The 21,835-nt window shown below is 71.3% G+C and carries 10 protein-coding genes and 3 pseudogenes; all 13 read right to left on the reverse strand.

What is annotated here, in order from left to right:
* Nucleotides 1-66: 66 nt before the first annotated feature.
* Nucleotides 67-702 carry a transposase gene (locus BMG07_RS32440; protein WP_198087951.1) on the reverse strand — a complete coding sequence of 212 codons (636 nt, stop codon included), beginning with the start codon at nt 700-702 and terminating at the stop codon, nt 67-69.
* A 76-nt stretch (nt 703-778) separates the two neighbouring features.
* Entirely contained in the window at nt 779-1,036 is a 258-nt protein-coding gene (locus tag BMG07_RS32445; protein ID WP_198087952.1) for an RNA polymerase sigma factor, read from the reverse strand.
* Nucleotides 967-1,344, reverse strand: coding sequence for an RNA polymerase sigma factor (locus BMG07_RS32450; RefSeq protein WP_198087953.1), 378 nt, complete (start codon nt 1,342-1,344; stop codon nt 967-969). Before BMG07_RS32450 ends, BMG07_RS32445 begins: the two co-directional genes overlap by 70 nt.
* A gap of 213 nt (nt 1,345-1,557) precedes the next feature.
* A pseudogene (locus tag BMG07_RS32460) lies at nt 1,558-8,477 on the reverse strand (filamentous haemagglutinin family protein).
* A 305-nt stretch (nt 8,478-8,782) separates the two neighbouring features.
* Nucleotides 8,783-14,338 (reverse strand): filamentous hemagglutinin N-terminal domain-containing protein, encoded by a 5,556-nt coding sequence (locus tag BMG07_RS32465; protein ID WP_269759612.1) that lies wholly within the window; start codon nt 14,336-14,338, stop codon nt 8,783-8,785.
* 437 nt (nt 14,339-14,775) lie between these two features.
* Nucleotides 14,776-15,606, reverse strand: a complete 831-nt coding sequence (locus BMG07_RS32470; RefSeq protein ID WP_269759613.1) for a FecR family protein — start codon at nt 15,604-15,606, stop codon at nt 14,776-14,778.
* Nucleotides 15,606-15,770 carry a DUF4880 domain-containing protein gene (locus BMG07_RS43225; RefSeq protein ID WP_269759614.1) on the reverse strand — a complete coding sequence of 55 codons (165 nt, stop codon included), beginning with the start codon at nt 15,768-15,770 and terminating at the stop codon, nt 15,606-15,608. The genes BMG07_RS32470 and BMG07_RS43225 overlap by 1 nt, the downstream gene beginning before the upstream one ends.
* Nucleotides 15,770-16,318, reverse strand: coding sequence for an RNA polymerase sigma factor (locus BMG07_RS32475; RefSeq protein ID WP_198087955.1), 549 nt, complete (start codon nt 16,316-16,318; stop codon nt 15,770-15,772). Before BMG07_RS32475 ends, BMG07_RS43225 begins: the two co-directional genes overlap by 1 nt.
* Entirely contained in the window at nt 16,315-17,097 is a 783-nt protein-coding gene (locus BMG07_RS32480; protein ID WP_198087956.1) for an STN domain-containing protein, read from the reverse strand. Before BMG07_RS32480 ends, BMG07_RS32475 begins: the two co-directional genes overlap by 4 nt.
* Before the next feature lie 286 nt (nt 17,098-17,383).
* Nucleotides 17,384-18,595: a substrate-binding domain-containing protein gene (locus tag BMG07_RS32485; protein ID WP_198087957.1), complete on the reverse strand. Its 1,212-nt coding sequence runs from the start codon at nt 18,593-18,595 to the stop codon at nt 17,384-17,386.
* A 193-nt stretch (nt 18,596-18,788) separates the two neighbouring features.
* Nucleotides 18,789-19,994, reverse strand: coding sequence for a type II secretion system inner membrane protein GspF (gene gspF / locus BMG07_RS32490; RefSeq protein ID WP_198087958.1), 1,206 nt, complete (start codon nt 19,992-19,994; stop codon nt 18,789-18,791).
* A gap of 17 nt (nt 19,995-20,011) precedes the next feature.
* Nucleotides 20,012-21,459, reverse strand: a pseudogene (gene gspE / locus BMG07_RS32495) (type II secretion system ATPase GspE).
* Nucleotides 21,460-21,464: 5 nt separating this feature from the next.
* Nucleotides 21,465-21,835: pseudogene (locus BMG07_RS32500) on the reverse strand (type II secretion system protein GspD); the annotation flags it as partial.

Consider the following 21,835-nt stretch of genomic DNA (forward strand, 5'->3'; position numbering starts at 1 on the left):
CCGCCGACGCCGCGACATCCGCCACACGTTGACCCCGCGCACCGGCGGGGCCTCGGGGCCTTGCGCCTAGCGCGCCACGGCATGGTCCGGCGCCACCGCGCCGGGCGCGGCGGAAGCCCACGCCGACAACGCATGCAACAAACCGCGATTGACCCTGAAATCGCCGTCGCCCGACTCCGGCAAAAACGAGTGCGACAGGCAGCGCGTGATGACGCGCACCGCCCGCGCATCGGCCCCCACCGCATTCAGCTCGTGCGTGAACTGCGCGCGCGCCGGCAGCTCGTCGGCGAACTTCTCGAAGCCCGCGAACCAGCGGAACAGCATGTTGTAGGCCAGGCTCTCGTGCACCTTCTCGCTGTCTTCGAGCGAGTAGATGATCTGCAGCATCAGGCACTTGAACAGCGTGGCCGCGCCCACGGTGATGCCGTGCTGGCGCTCCAGGTCGGCCAGCAGGTCGCGCTCGTAGCGCAGCGCGTCTTCCACCTGGTCGCGCAGCGGCACCAGCGGGTGGCCCTGCGGCACCAGCGCGCGCAGGTTGTCGGCCTGTACCCAGGCCTGGTGGCTCACGATCCAGACCCAGGGCGAGCCGTAGCGGTTGACCGCCACCGGCTCCTCGCGCGCGCGCTCCACGATCTTCGAGAGCTTGGCATCGAGCTCCTGCATGGTGACCCGCAGCGGCGACATCCACTTCATCATCGTCATCTGACTCCCTCCACTTCCTGGATGACTATGCAACAGGATGCGTGACAGCGGCGCAGGCGCGTCGTCGTCATCGTCATCAACGCAGCCCGCCCAGTGCCTGTCGCAAGGCGGTGTCCACCTTGCGCAGCGACACGCCGTGGCGCCGCGCCACTTCCTGGCGCGACATCTCGTGCCAGCGCAGCGCCAGCAGCACCGACTGGTGGCGCCCCGGCAGCCGCTGCATCGCGCGGTCGACCGCCGCCACTTCGGAGCGCGCCTCGGCGATCAGGTCGGGCCCCGGCTGCAGGTCGGCAATGACGTCGACGTCGGTGCGTCCTCGTTCAACCCGGTCCATCGCTTGCGCTCGCGCAGGCTGTCCATCGCGAGGTTGCAGGCCACGCGGTAGATGTAGGCGTCGGGGTTGGCGGGCGTCTCGCGCGGCTGGCGTTCGCCCAGCCGAAGCCAGGCGTCGTGCAGGCATTCGCTCGCCAGATCCCGGCAACCGAGCTGGCGCTCCAGGCGGCGGTGCAGCGCCTTGTAGTGCGTGGCCAGGTGCGCCTGCAGGTCGACCTCGGGCGCGGCCGCTTCTTCGCCGGCACGCGCGGCGCGGGCTCGCGTTCCGGTTCGGCCAGCAGCTCGATGCCTTCGTCGAACGCGCGCCATGCCAGGGGCAGCCTGGGGAACGAAGAAAACAGCCCGGAGAACCGGTCCGGCGCACTGCGGCGAATCGCCGGGGTCGACGTGTTGGGGGTCATGGTGGTTTTCGCTGAACGCCCCGCCCGCCCGCCGGCCGGGATCGCCGGTGGCGGGCAAGGCCGGGCCTGAGACAAGGAAGGAACGACGGGAGCGCCGCGCACGCGGCGCCGGCGCGGGTCATCAGCGTTGCAGGTTGGCGCGCTCCTCGTCCGTCAGTTGCCGGCTCGCCGCGGGCGGCAGCTTGCCGCCGCCACCGAGCACGCGGATCACGCTGCGCGGGTTGTAGCTGACCGGGGTGGCCGAAGGCCTGTTGTTGTTGCTGTCGTCCGACGCGCCACCGCCGCCCGCCGGCTCGTTGCCGAAGCCCAGCACGCGCACCGTGAACACCGAAGGCAGCGCCTGGCGCTGCGCCGCGCGCTCGCGCTGCAAGGCCTCTTGCGCCGCCACCGTGGCCTGCGACGCGGCGGCGCTGGCGCTGGTCAGCGCGCCCACGTTCACCGCCGCCACCACCGGCAGGCCGGCCGACTGGCCCTTGACCTGGATGTTGGCCGCGTTCACCACCTGCAGCGCCGCCACGTTCACGTTGCCCGACACGCGAATGCCGCTTCGCCCGCATCAATCGTGCCCAGCGGGGCGATCAAATCGACGTCGCCCGGCGGCACTTCGGCAATGGGCGCCAGCGTGGCGATGCCCGCGCCCGAGCTCGGCGCCTGCGGCGAGATCTCGACGTTGCCCACGTTGTCGTACACCAGCTTGGGCGGCGTGAACAGCACCGTCGTCTTCGAGCCGCGCCCGGCGTTGATGTCGCCCTTCTCGGACCACGCGAAGATATCGCCGCCGAAGGTCGTCATGACGCGCGACAGCCCCAGCAGCAGGCTGCCTTCGCTGAACAGGCGGATGTCGCCCTGCCCCTGCGTCATCACGCCCGAGGTGGCCGGCGGCACCTGGCCCTGCACCCCGAGAATGATCTTGCCGCCCGGCGCCAGCATCTCGATGTCGCCGCCGAAATTGGTGCGCACGCCCGAGCCGCCGAACATCGTGATGTCGCCGCTGCGCGCGATCTCGCGGCCCGCGGCATCGCGGTCGGGGAACAGCGTGGCGATCATTTCGCGCCCGCGCAGGTACGAGCCCACGCGGCTGCTGGTGGCGTCGTTGTATTCGCGCCCGCCCGCGCGCAGCTCGGCGTAGTACACCTCGCGCAGGAAGACGCGCTGCTGCTGGGGCGCCAGCGCGTCGAAGTACGCGAGCGACTGCGCGGCATTGCCGCTGAAACCGTAGCGCGACCGCAGCCACGCGGCCAGCTCAGCTTCGTAGGTCTTCGCGGCCTTGCCCGGCTGCTCGGCCAGCGGCGTGCCCGCTTCGGCGCGATTCGACGGGTCGAGGTAGCGCGCGCGAATGGCCGACATGTCGAGCGCCGAGGCGCCGATGCCGGCCATCAGCGCAACCGACGCGCCGGGGCGCGTGTCGCCCGGCACCACCGGCCCGATCGACGTGATGCCGCCGCGGTCTTCCTGCAGCAGGTTGCGGCCGGCGGACACTTCGAGCGTGCCGGGGCCGGCGATGTCGACGTTGGCGTAGAGGATGTCGCGGCCGGCGGAGACGATGGAAACGTCGGTCGGGTCGGTGTGGACCACGAGACTGCCGTGCAACGTGGCGGAGCCCCCGAACTTGCTGTTGCCCTGCGTCGTGGTGCCCGGCGCGTCGCCGGTGCTGACGATGTCGCGGCTGGCCTTGACCCAGACCGGTCCGGCGCCGTCGTACCAGGTGCGCGCGCCGTTGTTCAGGCTCACCGTCTCGCCCGTCTTGAGCCCGACGATGTCGCCGCCCGCCGCGTAGAAGCGAATGGGCGGCGCACCGGCGGCGCGGTCCAGCCGGATCTGCGCGCTGTTCGGACCGAAGGCGAAGAGCGACGGTCCGTTGAAGGTCTTGCCGATGACCGCGATGCCGTCGCTCGACGCGTTGGTCACCAGCACATCGCCCTGCCCGTTCTCCTGTCCGACGAACGCGGGGTTGAACGGCGTGGGCAACAACGCGCCCGCGCCGGACATGCCCATGGAGGACTGGCCCGCATGGATCGACCCGCCGACGAGCACCTCGAGCTCCCCCTTCGGCGAGGGCGCCAGCGTCAGGCCGTAGTTCAGGAAGTCCGGCTGGGTGGACTGCACTGCCGCGCTGCCGTAGAAAAGGCTGCCGGTCAGGGCCGCGGCCCGGAAGACCGAGGGGTAGACGACCCACGCATCATCGGGCGCCGTGCGCAGCCGGCCGTTGCTCTGCAGCGCCGACATGCCCGGCGTCAGGTGGCCGCCGGCCGACACCAGGTTGATCGCGCTGCGGTCGGTCCACAGGCTGAACCACCCCTGGCCGCCGCCGCTGTAGCCAACCCCGTTGACGGAAAAGGCCGAGCTGTTGGGCGTGTCGCCGCGCCCCGGGTCGGCCGCGGTGCCCAGCGCCAGGTCGCCGAGCGTCTGCACGTAGAACGCCGCGTCGCCCGGCACCAGGTTGATGCCGCCCCGCACGTCGGCACGGGTGGCGGTGAACGGATCGATGCCGCGCGTATCGACCGGGTCCACCCCGTACAGCCGGCCGAAACTGCCGATCGATGCCGCGCGCAACTGGGTGGCGCCGCGCAGGTTGGCGACGGCCCCGGTGAGCGACAGCTTCTCCAGCGGTGAAGCGTCGGTGAGTGCCCGGTTGGGATTGAGCGCGCCCGCGATGCGCATGTCGATGTCGCCGCCGCCGGTGAGCGCGAGCGCGCCGTCGGCGCCGACCCGGCCGGTGCTGCCCACCGCGATCACCAGCGCTTCGCTGCGCTCCGCCGGGTTGTTGCCGGACGACGCGACGCCGCGCTGGCCGATCGCGCCGGCGTCGCCGCCCGCGCGCACCGCCACGTTGCCGCCGCCCAGCGCGCCGATGCCGGTGAAGCCGGTCAGGCCGGGCGCGGTGTCGTCGTTCGCCGTGTAGGCGCCGAAGTTGATCCACCACGACGCGGGAATCGCGCCGTCGACGGCGGCCGAGCCCGAACCCTGGCGCCAGAGCCAGTTGCCCGCGATGGCGCTGGTGGTCCCCCGCCCGCCGGCCGTCTGGGCACCGGCGAGGTCGCCCACGAGCCTGCCGCCGGCGGACACCAGCACGTTGCCGCCCTGGTCCGGATACCAGGCGCTGTAGGCGGCCAGGCTCTCGGCGTACTCGGGCAGCCCCGACTGGGCGCCGATCACCGTGCCGTCGGCGCCCGTGCCCCGCGCGCGGTTGTAGGCCGCGTCCACGGCCGTCGCGGTGCCGGCGGTGTACACGCCATAGAGCGAATCCATGCGGATGTCGCCCGCTGCAATGAGCGAGAGGTCGCCCGTGCCCGTGCGCAGCACGCTGAAGGCGTTGGGCGGCAACAGGCTGCCGCCCACGCCGTCCAGCGACGGGTCGACCACGTAGTGCGTGTCGGCCAGCCGGATCGCCCCGGCCGAGGCCGGGTTGAGCGCGCGCCGGTCCGCCGCGCCAAGGTCGGCCCCCGCCACCAGGTTCAGGTCCCACGAGGTGGCGCCGGCGCCCAGCATCGGCGCGACCGCCCAGTTGCGTCCCTGCGCGCCGTTCACCACGGGGCGCAGGTTGACCGGCAGGCCGTCGAGCAGTTGCACCGTGGTCATCGACGGAATGAGCGAGCCGCGCTTCAGCTCGATCTGTTCGGTCGTGTTCATCGCCACCGGCAGCGGCACGCCCTTGGGCCAGATCAGCGCCTCCACGTAGGCCTCCGAGCGCAGGACCGTGCCGGCCCCCAGCCGCATGCCGGGCTCGAGCGCCACGGCCGCCGGCAGCACCGTGCCCGCGGCATAGGCCACGGTCTGCCCGTCGACGTTGTAGATGTCGGCCGCCACCACGGTGCCCGCCGGCAGGTTCATGCCGGCCGTGAGCACCGCGGCCACCGGCAGCAGCGTGCCGGCCGGCAGCGGCACGCCGCTGTCGGTCACCACGGTCACGGGGTAGTTGAGGACCGCGCCCGCGCCGAAGCGCGTGCCGGCCTCCAGCTTCACGCCGTCGATCGGCACCACGATGTCGCCGCCGAAATTGCTGGTGCCGGTGGTCAGCACCCAGGCGCTGTCCCCGGGCGTGGCGGCGGGCGGCGCGAAGCCGTCGTTGATGCTGCCGTTGATGTTGAGGGTGCCCCCCGCGCGGACCACCAGCCGGCCCGGCTCGCCGAAGCCGCGCCCGTTGGCGTCAGGGCCGTAGCGGTAGCCCGAGAAGTCCAGGTCGCCGTCCACCGTGAGGTCGCCATGCGGATTGATCGCGCTGTTGCTGACGATCTCCACGCCCGGGCGCAGGTGATAGCTGCCCAGGCCCGCGAGCCGGCGGCTCAAGCCCGCGTTGCCGAGCGCGGCGTTGATGAAGCGCTGGCTGTCGCCGTCGATGCGATCGAGCTCGGCCTGCGTGATGAGCTGGGGCCTGAAGCCCGACACATCGGGCTGGGCAGCCAGCGGCATGTCGTCGTAGCGGCGGAACGCATTGACCGCCACGCGCTTCGCGCCCTGCACGAGCGGCGTGCCGTTGACGGTGAGCGCCACGTCGTCGGTGCCCACGCGCGGCGCATTGAGGTCGAGAGTGCCGCGCGCGCGGCCGTCGTTCCGGCCCGGCTCGGCGCCCAGGGGCACGTCGGTGCCGGCGCGCAGGTCGATGCGTGCGTTGGCGCCGAGCGTGAGCGTGCCGTCGCTGCTGGTCAGCTCGACCACCGCGCGGTTCGGGCTGTCGATGATCTTGCCGTAGCCGTCCACGCGCAGGCCCGTGCCATGCGCGTCGAGCGTGCCGTCGACCGTGAGGCCGCCCTTGGCCGCCAGGCGGATCGCGCCGACCTGGTAGCCGCTCGCGTCGATGCGGCCGTCCACGCGCAGGTTGCCGCCGTCCAGCGCGATCGACACCTCGCGCGCCTTCACGCCGTCGCCCACGACGAGGTCGCCCTGCTTGATCTGGAAGCGGCGCGCGCCGAACACGGCGCCTTCATTGAGCCGGCTGTTCAGGCCCGCGAAGTCGCCGAGGACCTGCGCGCGCACCGTGAGTTCGGCCGCGTCGTAGGGCACCACCGTGCCGCCGGCGTCATAGGTGCCGCTGCTGGCGCCGCGGATCGCGCCGGCCAGCTCGACACGGCCCGCGTCGGCGCCCAGCGCGGTGGCCTCGATCGTGCCGCCGCGGTTGAAGCGCGCCGAGACATCGATGAGCGAACCCGCCGCCTGGGTGATGTTGCCGGCCGCGCTCGACAGCACGAAGTCGCCGCCCCAGCTGTACTTGTCGACATCGAACAGCGACACCTTGCGCCCCGACAGGTCGATGCGCGAACCGCCGCCCAGCGCGATGTCGTCGGTGGCCGACAGCACCAGCCGGCCCGAAGGCAGCGCGATGTTGCCGTCCACGCCGATGCGCCGGCCTTTGAGCTCCAGCGTGGCGCCCAGCGCGTCGCTCGATGCGCCCGCGCCCTGCACGGCGGCCACGGTGATGTCGCCGCCTGCCGTGATGCGCGTCTTCGAGGCGGCCTGCCCGGTGAGCACCGGCGCCGCGATCTGCAGGTTGCCGCCTTCGTAGGCATAGCCCTCGCCCGTCGTGTACTCGCCCTGGCGGCGATACACCGCGAGCGTGTTGCCGCCGCTGGAAGTGATCTGCTCGGAAGCCGTCAGCTTCACGTTGCCGAAGCCCAGCGCAATGCGCGCATCGGTGCCAAGGCCGGCAGGCTGCGCGTAGGGCCCCGGCCCGAACACGATCGAGCGGGCCGCGATGTCCAGCGTGCCGTCGCCCAGCAGCGTGCGCATGGCCGCGCCGGGCGCGGCCTGCGAGCCGGCCCAGACGAACTCGCCCGCGCGGATCGTTGCCACGTCGCCGGCGGCGCCGTAGCCGTAGATGGCGGGTGTGCCGAGCACCAGCCGCTGCAGGCTCGAGGCGTCCAGCTTCACCGCGCCGAAGACATTGACCGCGTCGCGCGCATTGAGGGTCAGCGTTTCCAGGGCCGGCGCGCCGATGGCGGTGTTGCCGGCCAGCAGCTGGTCGAGCTTCGCCTGGTTCAGCACCAGGCCGCGCGGCAGTTGGCCGTTGGCGTCGGCATTCGCGATGCTCGCGTCTTCGCCGAGGTTGACCGCGGCCAGCGCGAGCAGCAGGTTGCGCGTGCCGTAGGAGACCTTGGGCGTGAGCGTCAGCGAGCCGCCGGTGGCAATGGCCAGCGTGCCCTCGGACACCAGGCGCGTCGTGCCGCCGCAGGCCTCGCTCACGCAACTGCCGATGTCGACCGCCACGGTGCTGGTCGGCCCCGACAGGGGGTTGCCCAGCTGCAGGTTCAGCCAGCCGTTGGACAGCGCCACCACGCCCGTGCCCGTGAACAGGTAGCCCTTGCGCGAATCGAAGCCGCCGCTGCCCTTGCCGATCGTGCTGATCGACGCGCCCTGCTCGATGACGATGCTGCGGTCGCCGTCGAAACCCGGGCTGCTCGCAAGGATGACTTCGCCCGCCGACAGGCTGGCGCCGCTGCGCAGCACCAGGTTGCCGTCACCCACGATCTCCGCGAGATAGCCGGTGTTCCCGTAGCCCGTGGCGATGGCGCCATTGAGCACGAGCCTGGGTGCCTGGAGCCTGTTCAGTTCGTCGGCATGAACGGAGGCGCCCACGAGGCCGTCGGTGGCCGCCTGCCCCGCCGCCAGGACTTCGCCGAGGCCGCGCACGTTGACCGTGCCGCCATAGCCCGGCGTGCCGGGCTGGGCGCCCAGGCGCAGCTGGCCGTCGAACTTCAGGCCGGTGCGCTCGGCGTCCGCCTCGGCCGGTTTCACGAGCGAGATGTCCAGCGTCTTCGCGTCCGACGTGAGCATGGCGCGCAGGTAGCTGCGCCGCGCGGCATCGGCCAGCACGAAGGCGTTGTAGTCGGTCTCGTTGTAGCTGGAGTGCCTGCGCACCTGGCTGCCCGGCGTGACGATGAGCTGGCTGGGCAGCGACGCGCGGATCGCGGTGTTGGCCACGCCCAGTTGCCCGGCCAGGCGATAGGAGCCGCCGCCGACGTCGCTGACGCCCGGAATGCCCAGGCGGTCCGTGGCCCCGATCTCCACCCGGAACGCGCCGGGCAGCAGCGCATAGTTGGACGGCATCAGCGTGTAGGTGCCGGCCGGCAGGCCCGGCACGCCCGCCGGCACCGTGATCTGCTGGCCGATGCCCGGCGTGCCGAAGCCCGCCTCGGGCGCCACCGGTGCATAGCCTGCGCCGTAGCCGGGCACGATTGCGTAGACCGTGTTCTTCGCGCTGCTGTAGCCGTTGACCGGATTGGCACTGGCCAGCGGCGTCGTCAGGATGTTGACCGAGCCGCCGCGGCCCGCGACGAAGCCGGCGCCCGCGAGCGTGCCGCCGCCCGACAGGTCGAGCACCGCGCCGCCCCGGACGTCGACGTGGCTGCCCTTCAGGCCGATGCCGCGCCCGACGGTCGCGCCGCCGGACGCATGCCGCCGACGTTGTCCAGCGCCAGGGGCTGGCCGTTGTACATGTAGCCCAGGCCGTCGGTGGTGCCGCCGTAGGGCATCGTCAGCCCCGCGCCGCTGACCGAAGTGAGGCTGCCCGCGAGCAGGTCCACATGCGTGGCCGACGCGCCGTCCGCATGGGAGCCCAGAACGATCCGCCCGAGCGGCGCGCGCACCACGCCCCCCTGCTCGATGGTCTCGGCCCCCAGCGCGAGGCTGCCGAAGGCGGTGTAAGGCATGGCCGGATCGGCGTCGCCCTGGCGGTGGATCGCCAGCACGCTGCCGGCCGCATAGTTGAACGGCAAGTTCGTGTCGGGGTCCACGCCCAGGGCGGGAAAGCCCGCCACGATCTGGGTGCGGGCGCCGGTCGCGGGGTAGATCTGCGCGGCGGTCAGCGTCAGGCTGCCCGGGGTCGAGAGTTCAGTGGTCACGTCGCCGTCGATGCCGCGCGTGCCGCCGAGCAGGCGAATGTCGCCGCTGCTCGCAAGGTCCATCATCGCGAAGCCGCGCCGGTCCACGGTGTACTGCCCGTTGCGCTGGTCGATCCCGACGTGCGTGCCCGAGCCGACGGAGTCACGGATGTCGATCAGGTCGGCGCGCACCGACAAGGTCCCGCTCGCTTCCTGCAGCGACGGCGCGGCGTTCACGCCGTTTCGCCACTTGGCCGAAGGCAGCGTGCTCAGGTCGAGCTGCAGGCGCGTCACGCCCGCCAGGCGCACATAGGGCGCCGACAGCGACACGCTCGATGCGGCCGGCGCGTTCTCGCCCGGCGCCAGGGTGCCTGCATAAAGGCGCAGGCTCTGGCCCATGCGCAGGGCCACGTCGCCGTCGAAGCTCAGCGGGCCGTAGACCAGCATCGAGAGGTTGTCGAAGCCGCCGGCCTCGATGCGGTCGACACCGATGCGCGCCGTGCCGGTGGCCAGCAGCGTCCGCGCATCGGACAGGCCCCGCGCCGCCGCCAACGCGCTGGGCCCCTGCGTTTGCGCCAGCACCAGCTCGCGATGGTGCAGCGCGTCGCCGCGGATGGGCTGCAGCGTGGAGTAGTTCGTCGATTCGAGCGCCAGCGCCAGCGTGCCGCCCGCGGCGCCGGCGCCGCCCGAGGCCGCGCGCATCGTGCCGTCCATGTACAGGCCCCGCGTCGAGGCGAGCACGATCGAGCCGCCGTTGCCGGCCACCGCCACGCGCGTGCCCATGCCGGCACCCGTCCCGCTGTCCAGCACGGCGCTGCTGCCGGACGCGTCCAGCAGCGCACCCGGCCGCATCACGATGAAGGCATTCGCGGCATCGGCCTGGCCGCTGGCCTCCCAGTCCAGCAAACCGCCGATGCGGATCGTGCCCCCGTCGGCGACGCGGCCGTAGGTGCGGCCGGACACGTCCCGCGCGGTGGCGGCGCGCGACGCGACATCGAGCACGGCCTGCTCGCCGATCCAGAACAGGCCGGCCTTGGCGGGGTCCGCGCTGCCGCCGCCGATCGCGATCGTGCCGCCGGGCGCAACCAGCCGGCCTTCGACGCTGACATCGCGGCCCTGCAGCGCGATCGACTGCCCCGGATCGACCGTGATCGCCGCACCCGCCTGCACATCGACCACGCCGCTGGCCGTGACTCCGCTGCCCGTACCCACGGTCGACTGCAGCACCACGCTCGCCCCGCCGCGCTGCGTGAGCACGCTCTTCATCGGGTCTTCGGTCCAGACCGGCGGCGTCCACAGTTCGAGCGCGTTGGCCGGCCGCTCGCCGGTGGCGACGTTCCGCGACGTGTCGGTGAAACGGTAGACCGGCATCGCCACGTCGAGCCCGACCTGGCCGGCCACGGCCACGCCCATGTGGCCGTTGACGTCGTAGCGCGCAAAGCCCGACTGGAAGACGCCGGGGTCGAGCGCCACATTCGCGCTCGTTTTCACCTGTTGCGTGAACACGGCGCCGGCCGCGACCCGCGTGCCGTCCTTGACCGTGAAGTCGGCGGGCGCGACGCGGCCGGCGGCCACCGTCGCTGTCTCGGCAATGATCGCGAACCCGTTCGGGAACACGTTCGCCGGCACGACGTAGCCCCTCGGAAAGTTGTTGTTGTTGACGGAGATCCGCGTCACCTTCGCGCCCGCGGGCACCGTGTCGCTTGTCTTTCCGTCGGAATCGTTGGCCGTGTAGCCCCGGAAGGTCTGGCTCCGGCCGTTGACGATGGCCGTGACGGAGTAAAGGCCCGTGTTGGTGCCCACCGCATCCGGCAACTTCCAGGGGGCCGCCAGCGTGACGGCGTTGGCATTGGCATCGAAGAACGGCACCGACGACACGGCCTCGCCCGCCAGCGCGCGCGTGCGCTGGTAGCTGTAGTCCACCGGCAGGATGTCGCCCGCGCGGACCTGGTAGTCCTGCAGCAGGACGGCATCGGTCAGCGCCGCCTGGCCGGCTTCGAGCAGGCCCGTGCCCACGTTCTTTCCGCCGACGACGATGCCGGTGCCCGACGCCAGCCGCAGCGTGCCGCCACCGTTGACGCCGTAGCCGCGGATCTCACCGTCGACCGCGAGGAGCGCATGGCTGGCCGGGTCCGCCGGCTGGGTGTCCGCGAACAGCGTCACGTCGCCGCCGCGCCCCCCGCGCGTCTTGCCGTCGATCAGCACCGCGCCGCCCGAGGAGACGTCGATCAGCGCGCCGGCCGCAAGCGTCACCGCGCCCGAGCTGCGGATGTCGACGCTGCCGCCGTCCAGGTACGGCAGGCCGCGGGCGTTGCCCGGATCGAGCCGCAGGTTGCTCCACAGGCCGCGCGCGTCGAGCTTCACGCCCTTGGCCACGACCACTTCCACCGGTGTGTCGGCTCCCACCGGCAGCGGGCCGTCCTTGATGCCGGTGGGCGTCATGCCGCTCAGCACATTGCCCAGCACGATGTTGCCGCCGCGCGCCGTCAGGTCGGCATCGACCGACACCTGCGTCGCATGCAGACGGATGCGCCCGCCCGGCACCACCGACAGCGCGCCTTCGGCGCTCACGCGCTTGTTTGCCAGCGCCGTGACCTCGCCGAGCCCGAATCCGTTGAGCCGTTCGCTGTCGATGTAGAGCGTGTCCCGGCGCTCGGGCGGCAGCGGCGCGTCGGGCGAGAGCCCCGCGCCGATGTCCGGCTGCGTGGTGCCGAAGACCACGCGATCGAAGGTCGGCACCAGCTGATGGAAGACCCCGACCGGCCCCAGCGCCGCATTGGGGTTGTAGCCGGTGACGTAGTTGCCCAGGATGAGCTGCGCCGCCTGTGCCGCCGCGCCGTGGGCCTGCGCATAGCCGTCGAGCCCGGCATCGGCCCGCGCCACTTGGCTCGGCCCCTGGTAGGCCGTCGCGGTGATGCCGCCTTCGAGCACCGCCGCGTCGGTGGCCACCACCAGCCGGCCCGCGTCGCGACCCACGGTGTAGCCGTTTTCCAGCCGCTGCTGCGGACCGATCAGCGGGTTGTAGAAGAAGCCCGTGGTCTTGTCGCCCCAGCGCTTGTGCTCGTCTTCGAAGCCGCGGTAAAGCCCCGTGTAGGCGATGTCGTCGCGCGCCTTCGACACCTCGTACAGACGCCCGTCCGGTCCCTTAAGCCAGCTCTGGCGAATCAGGCCCGTCTGCACGTCGAGCGTGCCGCCCGACAGGTTGATGTTCGAGCCCGCGTGGGTGACCACCTCGCCGCCGGTGAAGGTCACGCTGCCGCCCTGCGCCGCCCACTCGCCGATGCCGTGCCCCTGCAGGCCCAGGTAGCCGCCGACTTCGAGCAGGCCGCCCGGCGTGTACCAGCGGTCCTTGTCGTAGCCGCCCGTGCCCGCCGCCAGGCGCTGCAGCTTGCGGCGGTCGATCCATACGTTGCGGTTGTTCAGCAGCGCGTTGTCGCGGTTGAGCGGCGAATCGCGCTGCTCGTTGCCCTGGATGTTGATCAGGATGTTGTTCGACGCCATCGCGACCTGCACGCCCACCGCGCCCGAGACGTCCAGCCGCGCGCCGTCGGCCAGGGTGCTGCGGCCCGTGGCCTTGCCCGCGCTCACCGCGAGCTGCCCGCCGGTGGCCAGCGTGGTGGAGCCGCCTTCGAACAGCACGCTGCCGCCCGAGACGATCTCGATGCGCGAGAGGTCCCGCCGGTCGTCGATGAGCGACAGGTTGTCGAACACGCCCGGCTCGCCCCGGTTCAGGGCCTGCCTGGGCCCTTCGGCGACCAGCGCGTCGCGCTGGCTGTCGAGCGCGGTGCGCCCGTTCCTGTCGTCCAGCAGCACCGCGTTCAGCGCCCGGGGCGTCACGGTGACGCTGCCCAGCTTGTCGGCCGCCGAGTTCAACAGGTGGATGGTGCCGCGCGCATCCACGGTGGTGGTGGCCAGCGCCACGCCGTCCTGCACCACCTTGCGGCCGGCCAGCGTGATGTCGCCCTCGGGCGCCTGCAACAAGCCGGTGTTGACGACGCGGCCCGCCGTGCTGTCCGCATTGAACTGCGGCGCCACTTCATTGCCGCGCGTGGTGGACGCCTGGTTGGCGGCCGTGCCCTGGCCGGGCCGCACGATGAAGAAGTCGCCCGCGGCCAGTTGGACCTGCCCGCGCGGCGTGGTGATTGTGCCGGCGTTGCTCACGTCCTGGCCCAGCATCAGCACATAGCCGCCGCCCTGCTTGACAGAAGCCGGCGTGGCCGTGGTGATCTGTGCGCCCGCCTCGACCTTCACCGCGCCGCCCGCATCTGTGAAGCTCGGCGCGTAGCTGTCGCTCGTTTTCGCGCTGTGGATGCCGCGCGCCTTGAACTGCTCGTCGCTGATCTTCGCGGCGGCTGCCACCAGGTTGCGCGTGTCGACCTGGCTGGTGCCGTTGAAGACGATGCCGTTGCGGTTGGCGATCAGCACCGTGCCATCGGCCTTGATCTGGCCCTGGATCAGCGAAGGCCGCGCCTGCGGATCGTTCACGCGGTTGAGCAGCGCCCAGTCGGCCTGCTGCTTGAAGTCGACCGTCGTGTTCTTGCCGACGTTGAAGGTCTCCCAGTTCAGGATGGCCTTGTCGCCGGTCTGCTGGACCGCCACATGGGTGCGGCCGTCGGCCTGCTGCGCCTGCACGGGTGCGTTGGCATTGAGCCAGCCGGCGGTGAGACTGTTGGTGTCGACCTTCAGGCCGCCGTCGGCCAGGCCGTCGGGCGCCGACGAAGGATCCTTCAGCGCCGCGTCACGCGCGGCGGCCTGCGCGGCCTGTTGCGCCGCGATGGCCTGCGCAGCCAGGTTCAGGTTGCTGATCGAACGCTGCAGCTGCGCATTCGCCTGCTGTTGCTGCTGCGTCGGCCCCAGCAGGCTCGACGCGGGCATGCCGTTGGGCAAGCGGCCGGTCTGCGCGGCGCCGGCCTGGGCCGCGCCCTTGTCGGCAAACCATGCGGGGCTGAAGGCCTGGTTCGCATGCACCGACCCCAGCGCGCCGAAGCCGGCGAGCGCCAGGGTCACGGCCCGCGCCAGCGGCGTCGGACGAAGGCCGTTGCTGCCGGTGAACCGGCGTGCGTGAAGGGTGTGCGGATTCAAGACCATGATTGCCCAGGGCGAAAGTGCGAAGACGGAATGTCGGAGGCCGCGCCGGCATCGGCATCGGCGGCGGGATCACAGATGCGGATGTCGCCCGCCTTGCTGGCGATCCGCGGACGTGGGGCGGCGCCGCGCGAATGCGGCCGGCGCCGGCGTTCGGAAACCGCGCACGCGGCGGGCAGCAGCAGCTGCCACAGCGCCTGCGCATCGCGCCAGGCCCGCGCATGCGCCGCGCTGCGCGCGCACCAGCCTCGAGCGCAAGAAGCTCCGCCTTGCCGGCGCGAAGGCGGTTCAGGCGAACGATCCAGTCCAGCGCTTCGCTCAGGCAGACGTCGTCGCTGCAAGCGCTGTGCGGCGGGTGGTCATGAGGCGTCGGTTCCATACCTCCATGACGAGCCTGCGCGAGGCAACCCGTAAAAAATTATCTGAACGCCACGTCGTCGTCAGCTCAGCAGCACGATGCCGCCCGGCAGGCTGCGCACGCGCGCGCCGTAGAGCTCGCGGATCATCGCCAGCGCGTTGTCGATGTTGCCCAGCGCCAGCTGCATGCGCACCGGCGTGCGGCCCAGCGCCTCGTTGCGCAGGATGATCCGGCCCGGCCGGTAGCGGTTGATCTCGTCGATCACCTCGGCCAGCGGCATGCGGTCGAAAGAAAGCCGACCGGTGCGCCAGGTGCTCACGTTGGCCACGTCGGCCCGCGTCACCTCCCGCACGCCGCTCGCGTCGTACACCACCTGCCGGCCCGCTTCGAGCATGCGCTGCTGGCCCGCCACCGTCACCTGCACGCGGCCGTCGATGCAGGTCACGCACACCTGGGGGCCGGTGTGGCGGACATTGAAGCGCGCCGCGCGCCCCTGCAGGCGGCCGCCCGCGACTTCCACGAAGAAGTCGGCCGCGCCCGCCGTGGCAATCTCCGCCTCGCCCGCCACCAGCTCCATGCCGCGCGGGCTCGCGCCGCCGCCGATGCGGTTGACCAGGGTCTGCGTGTTCATGCGCACGCTGGCGTTCTCGCCCATCGCGACCTGGCGTTGCTCGCCCGTGGCGGTGCGGTAGTCCGCCGTGAGGTCGCCCACCGAGGGCCACAGGCCCAGCGGCGGATCGACCGCCAGCACGCCTGCCGCGACGGTTGCCGTGACCGCGCCGCCGAGAAAGGCCCGGCGCCCCGGCGAGCGCAAGGCTTGCGCCACGCCCGGCCAGGAAAACGCACGGGTGCGCGATGCACGGCGCGCCGCCTCCTCGGCCAGCAGCGGGTCGAGCGCGGACCACACGCGCATCACTCGCGCCATGCCTGTGCATGCGCCGCGCTGCGCGTGGCCCACGCGCGGAACGCATCGGCGTCGGCGCGCGTGGCCTGGCCCGAATGCAGCCGCTCCCACCAGGCATGGGCCTGGCGGTGAAGTGCACCGGGTTCGGGTTCGGTAAAGGACATGACGCTCATCAGTATTTTCTCGGACCGGCAAAGTGGCCGCGCTGGGCAGCCTCCACATCCGGCAAATGCTTCTTGCAATATTCGAGCGCGGCGCGCAGCTCTTTCTCGACCGTGCTCAACGATATGCCCATTCGCTGCGCGATCTCGTCGTTGAGCTGCCCCTCGACACGCGCGGCCACGAGGATGGCGCGGCGCCGCTGCGGCATGCGCCCCAGCACCTGGCTCAATGCCTGCACGTCGCTGCGCGCGCTAGCGATGCGCTCGGGGTCGCCCGCCTCGTCCACGATGTGCACCAGGTCGTCGATCTCGCCGCGCACCAGCAGCACCTGGTCCTGGCGGTAGCGGTCGGTGGCAATGTTCGCGGCCATGCGCAGCAGGTAGGCATCGGCGTTGTTCACGCTGCCCGCATCGCTCATGGCGGCCAGCCGCAGCCAGGTTTCCTGCATCGCGTCGGCCGCGTCGTCGCGCGAACCGACGATGCGTTCCAGCTTGCCGCGCAGTTCGGCATAGCGCACGACCATGCGCGCGCGCAGCGACGACAAAGGGCTTTCGTTCATGGCGTGCGCGCGGTGGTGCGCCAGGCGGCATCGCCGCAATCGGATTCCGCGCCCGGCCCCTCGGGCAGCAGCAGGATCACCAGCGGCTGCGGCAGCGAAGGCGGCGGCGGCGCGCCGACCGCCAGGCCGCGCACCTTGCGCTGCACGGCGGCATCGCGGCTTGCTTCGCCGGTGGTGCTCAGCAAGCGAAAGCGCTCCACCACGCCCTGTGCATCCAGGCTCAGCTGCAGCGCGAGCCGGTAGCCGCCCGGCCGCGTCTGCGCCGATTCGCACAGGCCGCCGCGCAGGGCTTGCTGCACCTGGGCCGCATAGATGCGGTGCGCGGCCTCTCCCGCGCTGAACCCCGACTCCTCGACGGCCGGCGCTTCGCCTTGCGCCGCGCGTGCCGCGACACCGGGCGCGCGGGACGCACGAATCACCACCGAGCCCGCGTTCGCGTACCGCGCCTCCAGGCCAGTTCCTGCCAACATTGCCTCCAGTGCCTCCATTGCAGTCAGCGCGCCCCGCACCGCGCCCGAAGAACGCTGCGCATGCTCGCCGTCGATCAAGATGTCCAGCCCCGTTGCCTTGCTGTAGGCCTCGATGGCGTCGCCCAGGCGCTGGGCGCTGATGTCGAATTCGATCCGTGCCACGGGCGCCGCCGGCGAAGGCGACGTCGATGGCTGCTGTTGTTGTTCTTGCGGTTGTGCATGCGCACCGCGCACCGCGCACAGCGCGACCGCACCGGCCAGACACCAGACCAGTGCCAGCACACTGACCGATGCCGAGTTCGCTGTCATACCGGGTGGGTGCACATGCTCCTGGGTTGCCGCGTCCGCCGGAACGCGCTAGGCGCGCAGGGCACACCCGGGCGACCTTAGTCCGGCGCGGTGACGCTCCCATGACATGCGTCGGTTGCCGACATCCGGCCTATGTCATTCGATTCCGCGGCGGCGCTTTGCATGCATGGCGCGCTTCAACGCAAATCCGGCACCTGCCGCGCCTGTGAACGGCGCGGCAGGTGCCGGCGGTCGGCAGCTCTCGAACGGCTGCCTTGCTTTCCTACCTGCTTGCCTGTCTGTGTGCTTACGGACGGCCGATGCCGTTGCAGACGTCGGTGCGGCCGATGGCCAGGCTGCTCGAAGCCGGGGTCAGGAAGGTGTTGACGATCGCGGTCTTCCAGGCGGCGGGCACGTTGACGAAGTTGTGGTCGGTGGCGTCGGCGTCATACAGGCGCGTCAGGAAGTCGACGACCTTGGCTTGCGCGCCGGCGTTCGCGTAGCACTGGTTCACCAGCAGGTTGGTGGTGCCGAAGATCGGATAGTTCGAACCCGTGCCGGTGGCCGGGGTCGGCTTCACGTAGGCGGGGACCCAGGCCAGCGGATTGGAGGCGGCGGAAGGACCACCGACCGGCAGCGACTGCGTGGCCAGCGCGGTCTGGATCGCGGTGGCGGACGGCAGGTTGCCGTTGACCTTGGCGACGACCGCGTTGCTGCTGCCCGTGTACACGGGGTCCGGGCTCAGGTAGCCCAGGCGGCTGTCGGTGGTCATGGCACCGGTCACGCCGCTGCTGCCCGACACGCCGACCCAGTGGGCGGGAGGCGCGACGGCGGTCGTGGAGGTGGAGCCCGGCAGCGCATTGCCGACCACGACCGCGAAGCTGTTCGAGACCTTGAAGCCCGAGCTCGGGCAAGCGGCCACGAGGTAGCGGCTCAGCAGTTCGGTGGTGCCGCTGGTGTCGGTGCGATAGACCACCTTGACGGTCGTGGTGTCGGCCGTGCCACGCACCTGGCCCCAGGTCATGCCACCCGACTTGTTCGAGAAGATGGCGCACATCTTCGCGTCCGACAGGTCCAGGTTGCTGATGCCCGAGCGCTTGTAGGGAATCAGGACGGGCGTGCCCACGCCGGGCACCTGGATCACGGGGCCCCAGCCGCTGAGGTGGGCGGGGTTGTAGGCGTCCAGTTCGGCCTGGGTCAGCGCGGAATCGCTGCCGGCGAAATGCACCGACTGGGTCGTCGGCCAGATCGGGCGGGTGCTTTGGCTCTCGTCGCGGAACTCGCTGCCGGTCGTGGCTTGCGGGTTGTTGTTCAGGAACGCCTTCTTGCCGGCGCCGCTGCCCGTGCCGGTGTAGGTGTAGTCCGTGAAGCCCACGCCGCTGGGCAGAAGATCCTTGTAGAAAGCCTCGGGCAGCGTCGCGCCGCCGCCGACGACGGTCTGTGCCGACACGGCACCCGCAGCCATCAGACCCGCCATCATCACGGCCGACAGGGCGACCGTCTTGCAAATTGCACGCATGGAAACTCCTTTGAATGGACCAAAAGAAATGAGCTTTCAGGGACAGGGCGTCGTGTTGTGTTTCGCCTGTCCCCTCGCTTCCGTACCGCCCCTCTGGCGGTGCAGTGATCTTCGATTTGCGAGGTGACAGCAGCCCGAAAAAAGCTCGGGAACACGGCGCGAAAAAGCTCCCGAACAAGGGGCCCGAAGCGGCTCAGTGCACCATCTGGTTGATCTCCATGATGGGCATCAGCACGGCCAGCACGATGGCCATCACCACACCGCCCATCGCAAGGATCATCAAGGGTTCCAGCAAGGTTGTGAGCCGCATCGCGCGGCGCTCCAGGTCACGCGAAAGGTTGAGCGCGGCGCGCTCGAACATGGCCGCGAGCGCACCCGTCTTCTCTCCGCTGGCGACCAGGTGCACGAGGTTCGACGGAAAAATCTTTTGCGCCTTGAGCGCCGCCGCGAGCGGCGTGCCCTCTTTCACGCGGCCGGTGGCTTCGAGCACGCAGCGCTTGAGCCATTCGTTCACCAGCGTCTGGCGCGCGGCCTCCAGTGCGCGCAGCAAAGGCACGCCCGCGTCCATGAGGATCGACAGCGTCGACGCGAAGCGCGCGGTGTCCACGCCCAGCGCATAGCGCCCCACCATCGGCATGCGCAGGATCATGCAGTGCCACTTCAGCTTGCGCCCCGCGTCGCGCAACGACGCGCGCGCAACCATCCACGCGCCGGCGATCACGCCCGCCGTGAGCCAGCCCCATTCGCGCACGAAGGCGCTCGCGGCCAGCATCACGCGGGTGATGGCCGGCAGTTCCTGCCTCGCCTGCGCAAACGCGCCGATCACCTGCGGCACCACGTAGCCCAGCAGGAACACCACGATGCACAGCGACACGAAGCCGACGATGGCCGGATAGATGAACGCGGTGAGCACCTTGCCGCGCAGGTTGTCGCGGTTCTCCAGGTAGTCGGCCAGCCGCTCCATCACGCGCGCGAGGTCGCCCGAGTCTTCGCCCGCGCTCACCAGCGCGCGGTAGATCTGCGGAAAGTCGCGCGGCCGTTCGCCCAATGCATCGGCCAGCCGCATGCCCGCGCGCACGCTGTCGCACACGGCGCTCAGCGACTCGGCGACGTGCTTGCGTTCGGCCTGTTCGATGGTCGCAACCAGCGCGGCTTCGAGCGTGAGCCGCGCGCCCAGCAGGCTCGCGAGTTCGCGCGTGGCCCAGCACAGGTCGGCCGCGCCCAGGCGCGGGCTGAGCCACGCGAGCGCGCCGCCGCTCGCGGCCTTCTCGCGGATGTCGAGCGGGGTCAGGCCGCGCTCGCGCAGCTGCGCGCGCACCGAGCGCGCGGACTCGCCTTCGGTGCTGCCGCGTTGAAGCTCGCCGCTGGCGCTCGCGGCCTCGTACTCGAAGCGTGCCATGGTGTGGTGCGCCCTCCTCAGGCGTCGCGCGTCACGCGCAGGATCTCCTCGGCGGTGGTGACGCCCTCGCGCACCCAGCGCTGGCCGTCTTCGCGCATGGAACGCATGCCGCGCTTGGCGGCCGCCGCGCGCATGGCCTGCTCGTCGCCGCCTTCGTGGATGAGCCGCCGCACGTCGTCGTGCACCACGAACAGTTCGTGGATGCCGGTGCGCCCCTTGAAGCCCGAATTGCCGCAGGCGCGCAGCCCACGGGCACGTAGACGACGCTGCCGTCCGGCTGCGTCTGCGGTGCCTTGCACGCGGGGCACAGGCAGCGCACCAGCCGCTGCGCGAGCACGCCCAGCAGCGACGACGACAAGAGAAAGGGTTCGATGCCCATGTCTGTCATGCGCGTGACGGCCGACACCGCATCGTTGGTGTGCAGCGAGGCCAGCACGCCGTGCCCCGTGAGCGACGACTGCACCGCGATCTGCGCGGTCTCCAGGTCGCGGATCTCGCCGATCATGATGTTGTCCGGGTCCTGCCGCAGCGCCGCGCGCAGGGCCGCGCCGAAGGTCATGCCGATCTTGCTGTGCACGGGAATCTGGCCGATGCCGGGCAGGTCGTATTCCACCGGGTCTTCGACCGTGAGGATGTTGCTGGTGCTCAGGTCGAGCTGGCCCAGCGCTGCATACAGCGTGGTGGTCTTGCCGCTGCCGGTCGGCCCGGTGACGAGCACGATGCCGTGCGGCTGCCGCACGAGGCGCGACAACTCGGCGAGCGTATCGGGCGCCATGCCGAGTCTTTCGAGCCGCAACCGGCCCGCGTCTTTCTCGAGCAGGCGCAGCACCGCGCGCTCGCCGTGCGCGGTCGGCACGGTCGACACGCGCACGTCGATCGGCCGCCCCCCCACGCGCAAGGTGATGCGTCCGTCCTGCGGCAAGCGCTTTTCGGCGATGTCGAGCTGCGACATGATCTTGATGCGCGAGATCAGCGCCGCGTGCAGCGCCTTGCGCGGCGCCACCACGTCGCGCAGCGTGCCGTCGACGCGGTAGCGCACCACCGAATGCGTCTCGAAGGACTCGAGGTGGATGTCGCTCGCGCCGTCGCGCGCGGCCTGCGCGAGCAAGGCGTTGATCATGCGGATGACGGGCGCGTCGTCCTGCGCGTCGAGCAGGTCGGTCACGGCGGGAATGTCCTGCATCAGCCGGTCCAGGTCGACCTGCTGCTCCACCGCGCCCACCACCGAGGCCGCATCGCCGGTCTCGGCGTAGGTGGCGCCGAGCAGCGCGTCCATTTCCTGCGGGCCGATCTGCCTCAAAGGCAGCTCGCCCAGCAGCAGGCGCGCCTCGACCACGGCCCAGCCCGGCGTGCGCTCGCACACCACGATGAAGCGCGCATCGCCCTCCTGCCGCACGGCGATGCGGTGGCTGCGCGCCCAGGCGTGCGGCAAGGCGCGCAGCGGCACGGCGGCCTCCTGCAACATCGCGCTCACGGCGTGACCACCAATTCGGGCTTGTAGCCCAGCTCGCGCAGCACGCTCACCGCGTTGTCGACCGACTGCGGGTCGCGCGGCACGTCGGCGCGCACGAGGTTGCCCTCCCCGCCCGGCCCGCCGACGATGTAGGCGCCGATGCCGCTGATGCGCACCCGCTTGACGATGCGCACCGCGTCCTGCTCGGCCTGCACGTCGGCGATCTGCACCACGGTGACCTTGTCGTTGGCACCGCCATACAGCACGGCGGGGTCGGAATCCACCGTCACGTTCCGGGGCAACTGCGAGCGCAGCACGGGCGGCGGCGGCGCGGCCTCGGCCGGTTGCTGGCGCACCGCGCTGCTGGCGGCGGTGGGCGGCGGTGGCT

Origin of the sequence: Variovorax sp. E3 (genome assembly GCF_016082275.1) — a bacterium.
Lineage (GTDB): Bacteria > Pseudomonadota > Gammaproteobacteria > Burkholderiales > Burkholderiaceae_C > Variovorax.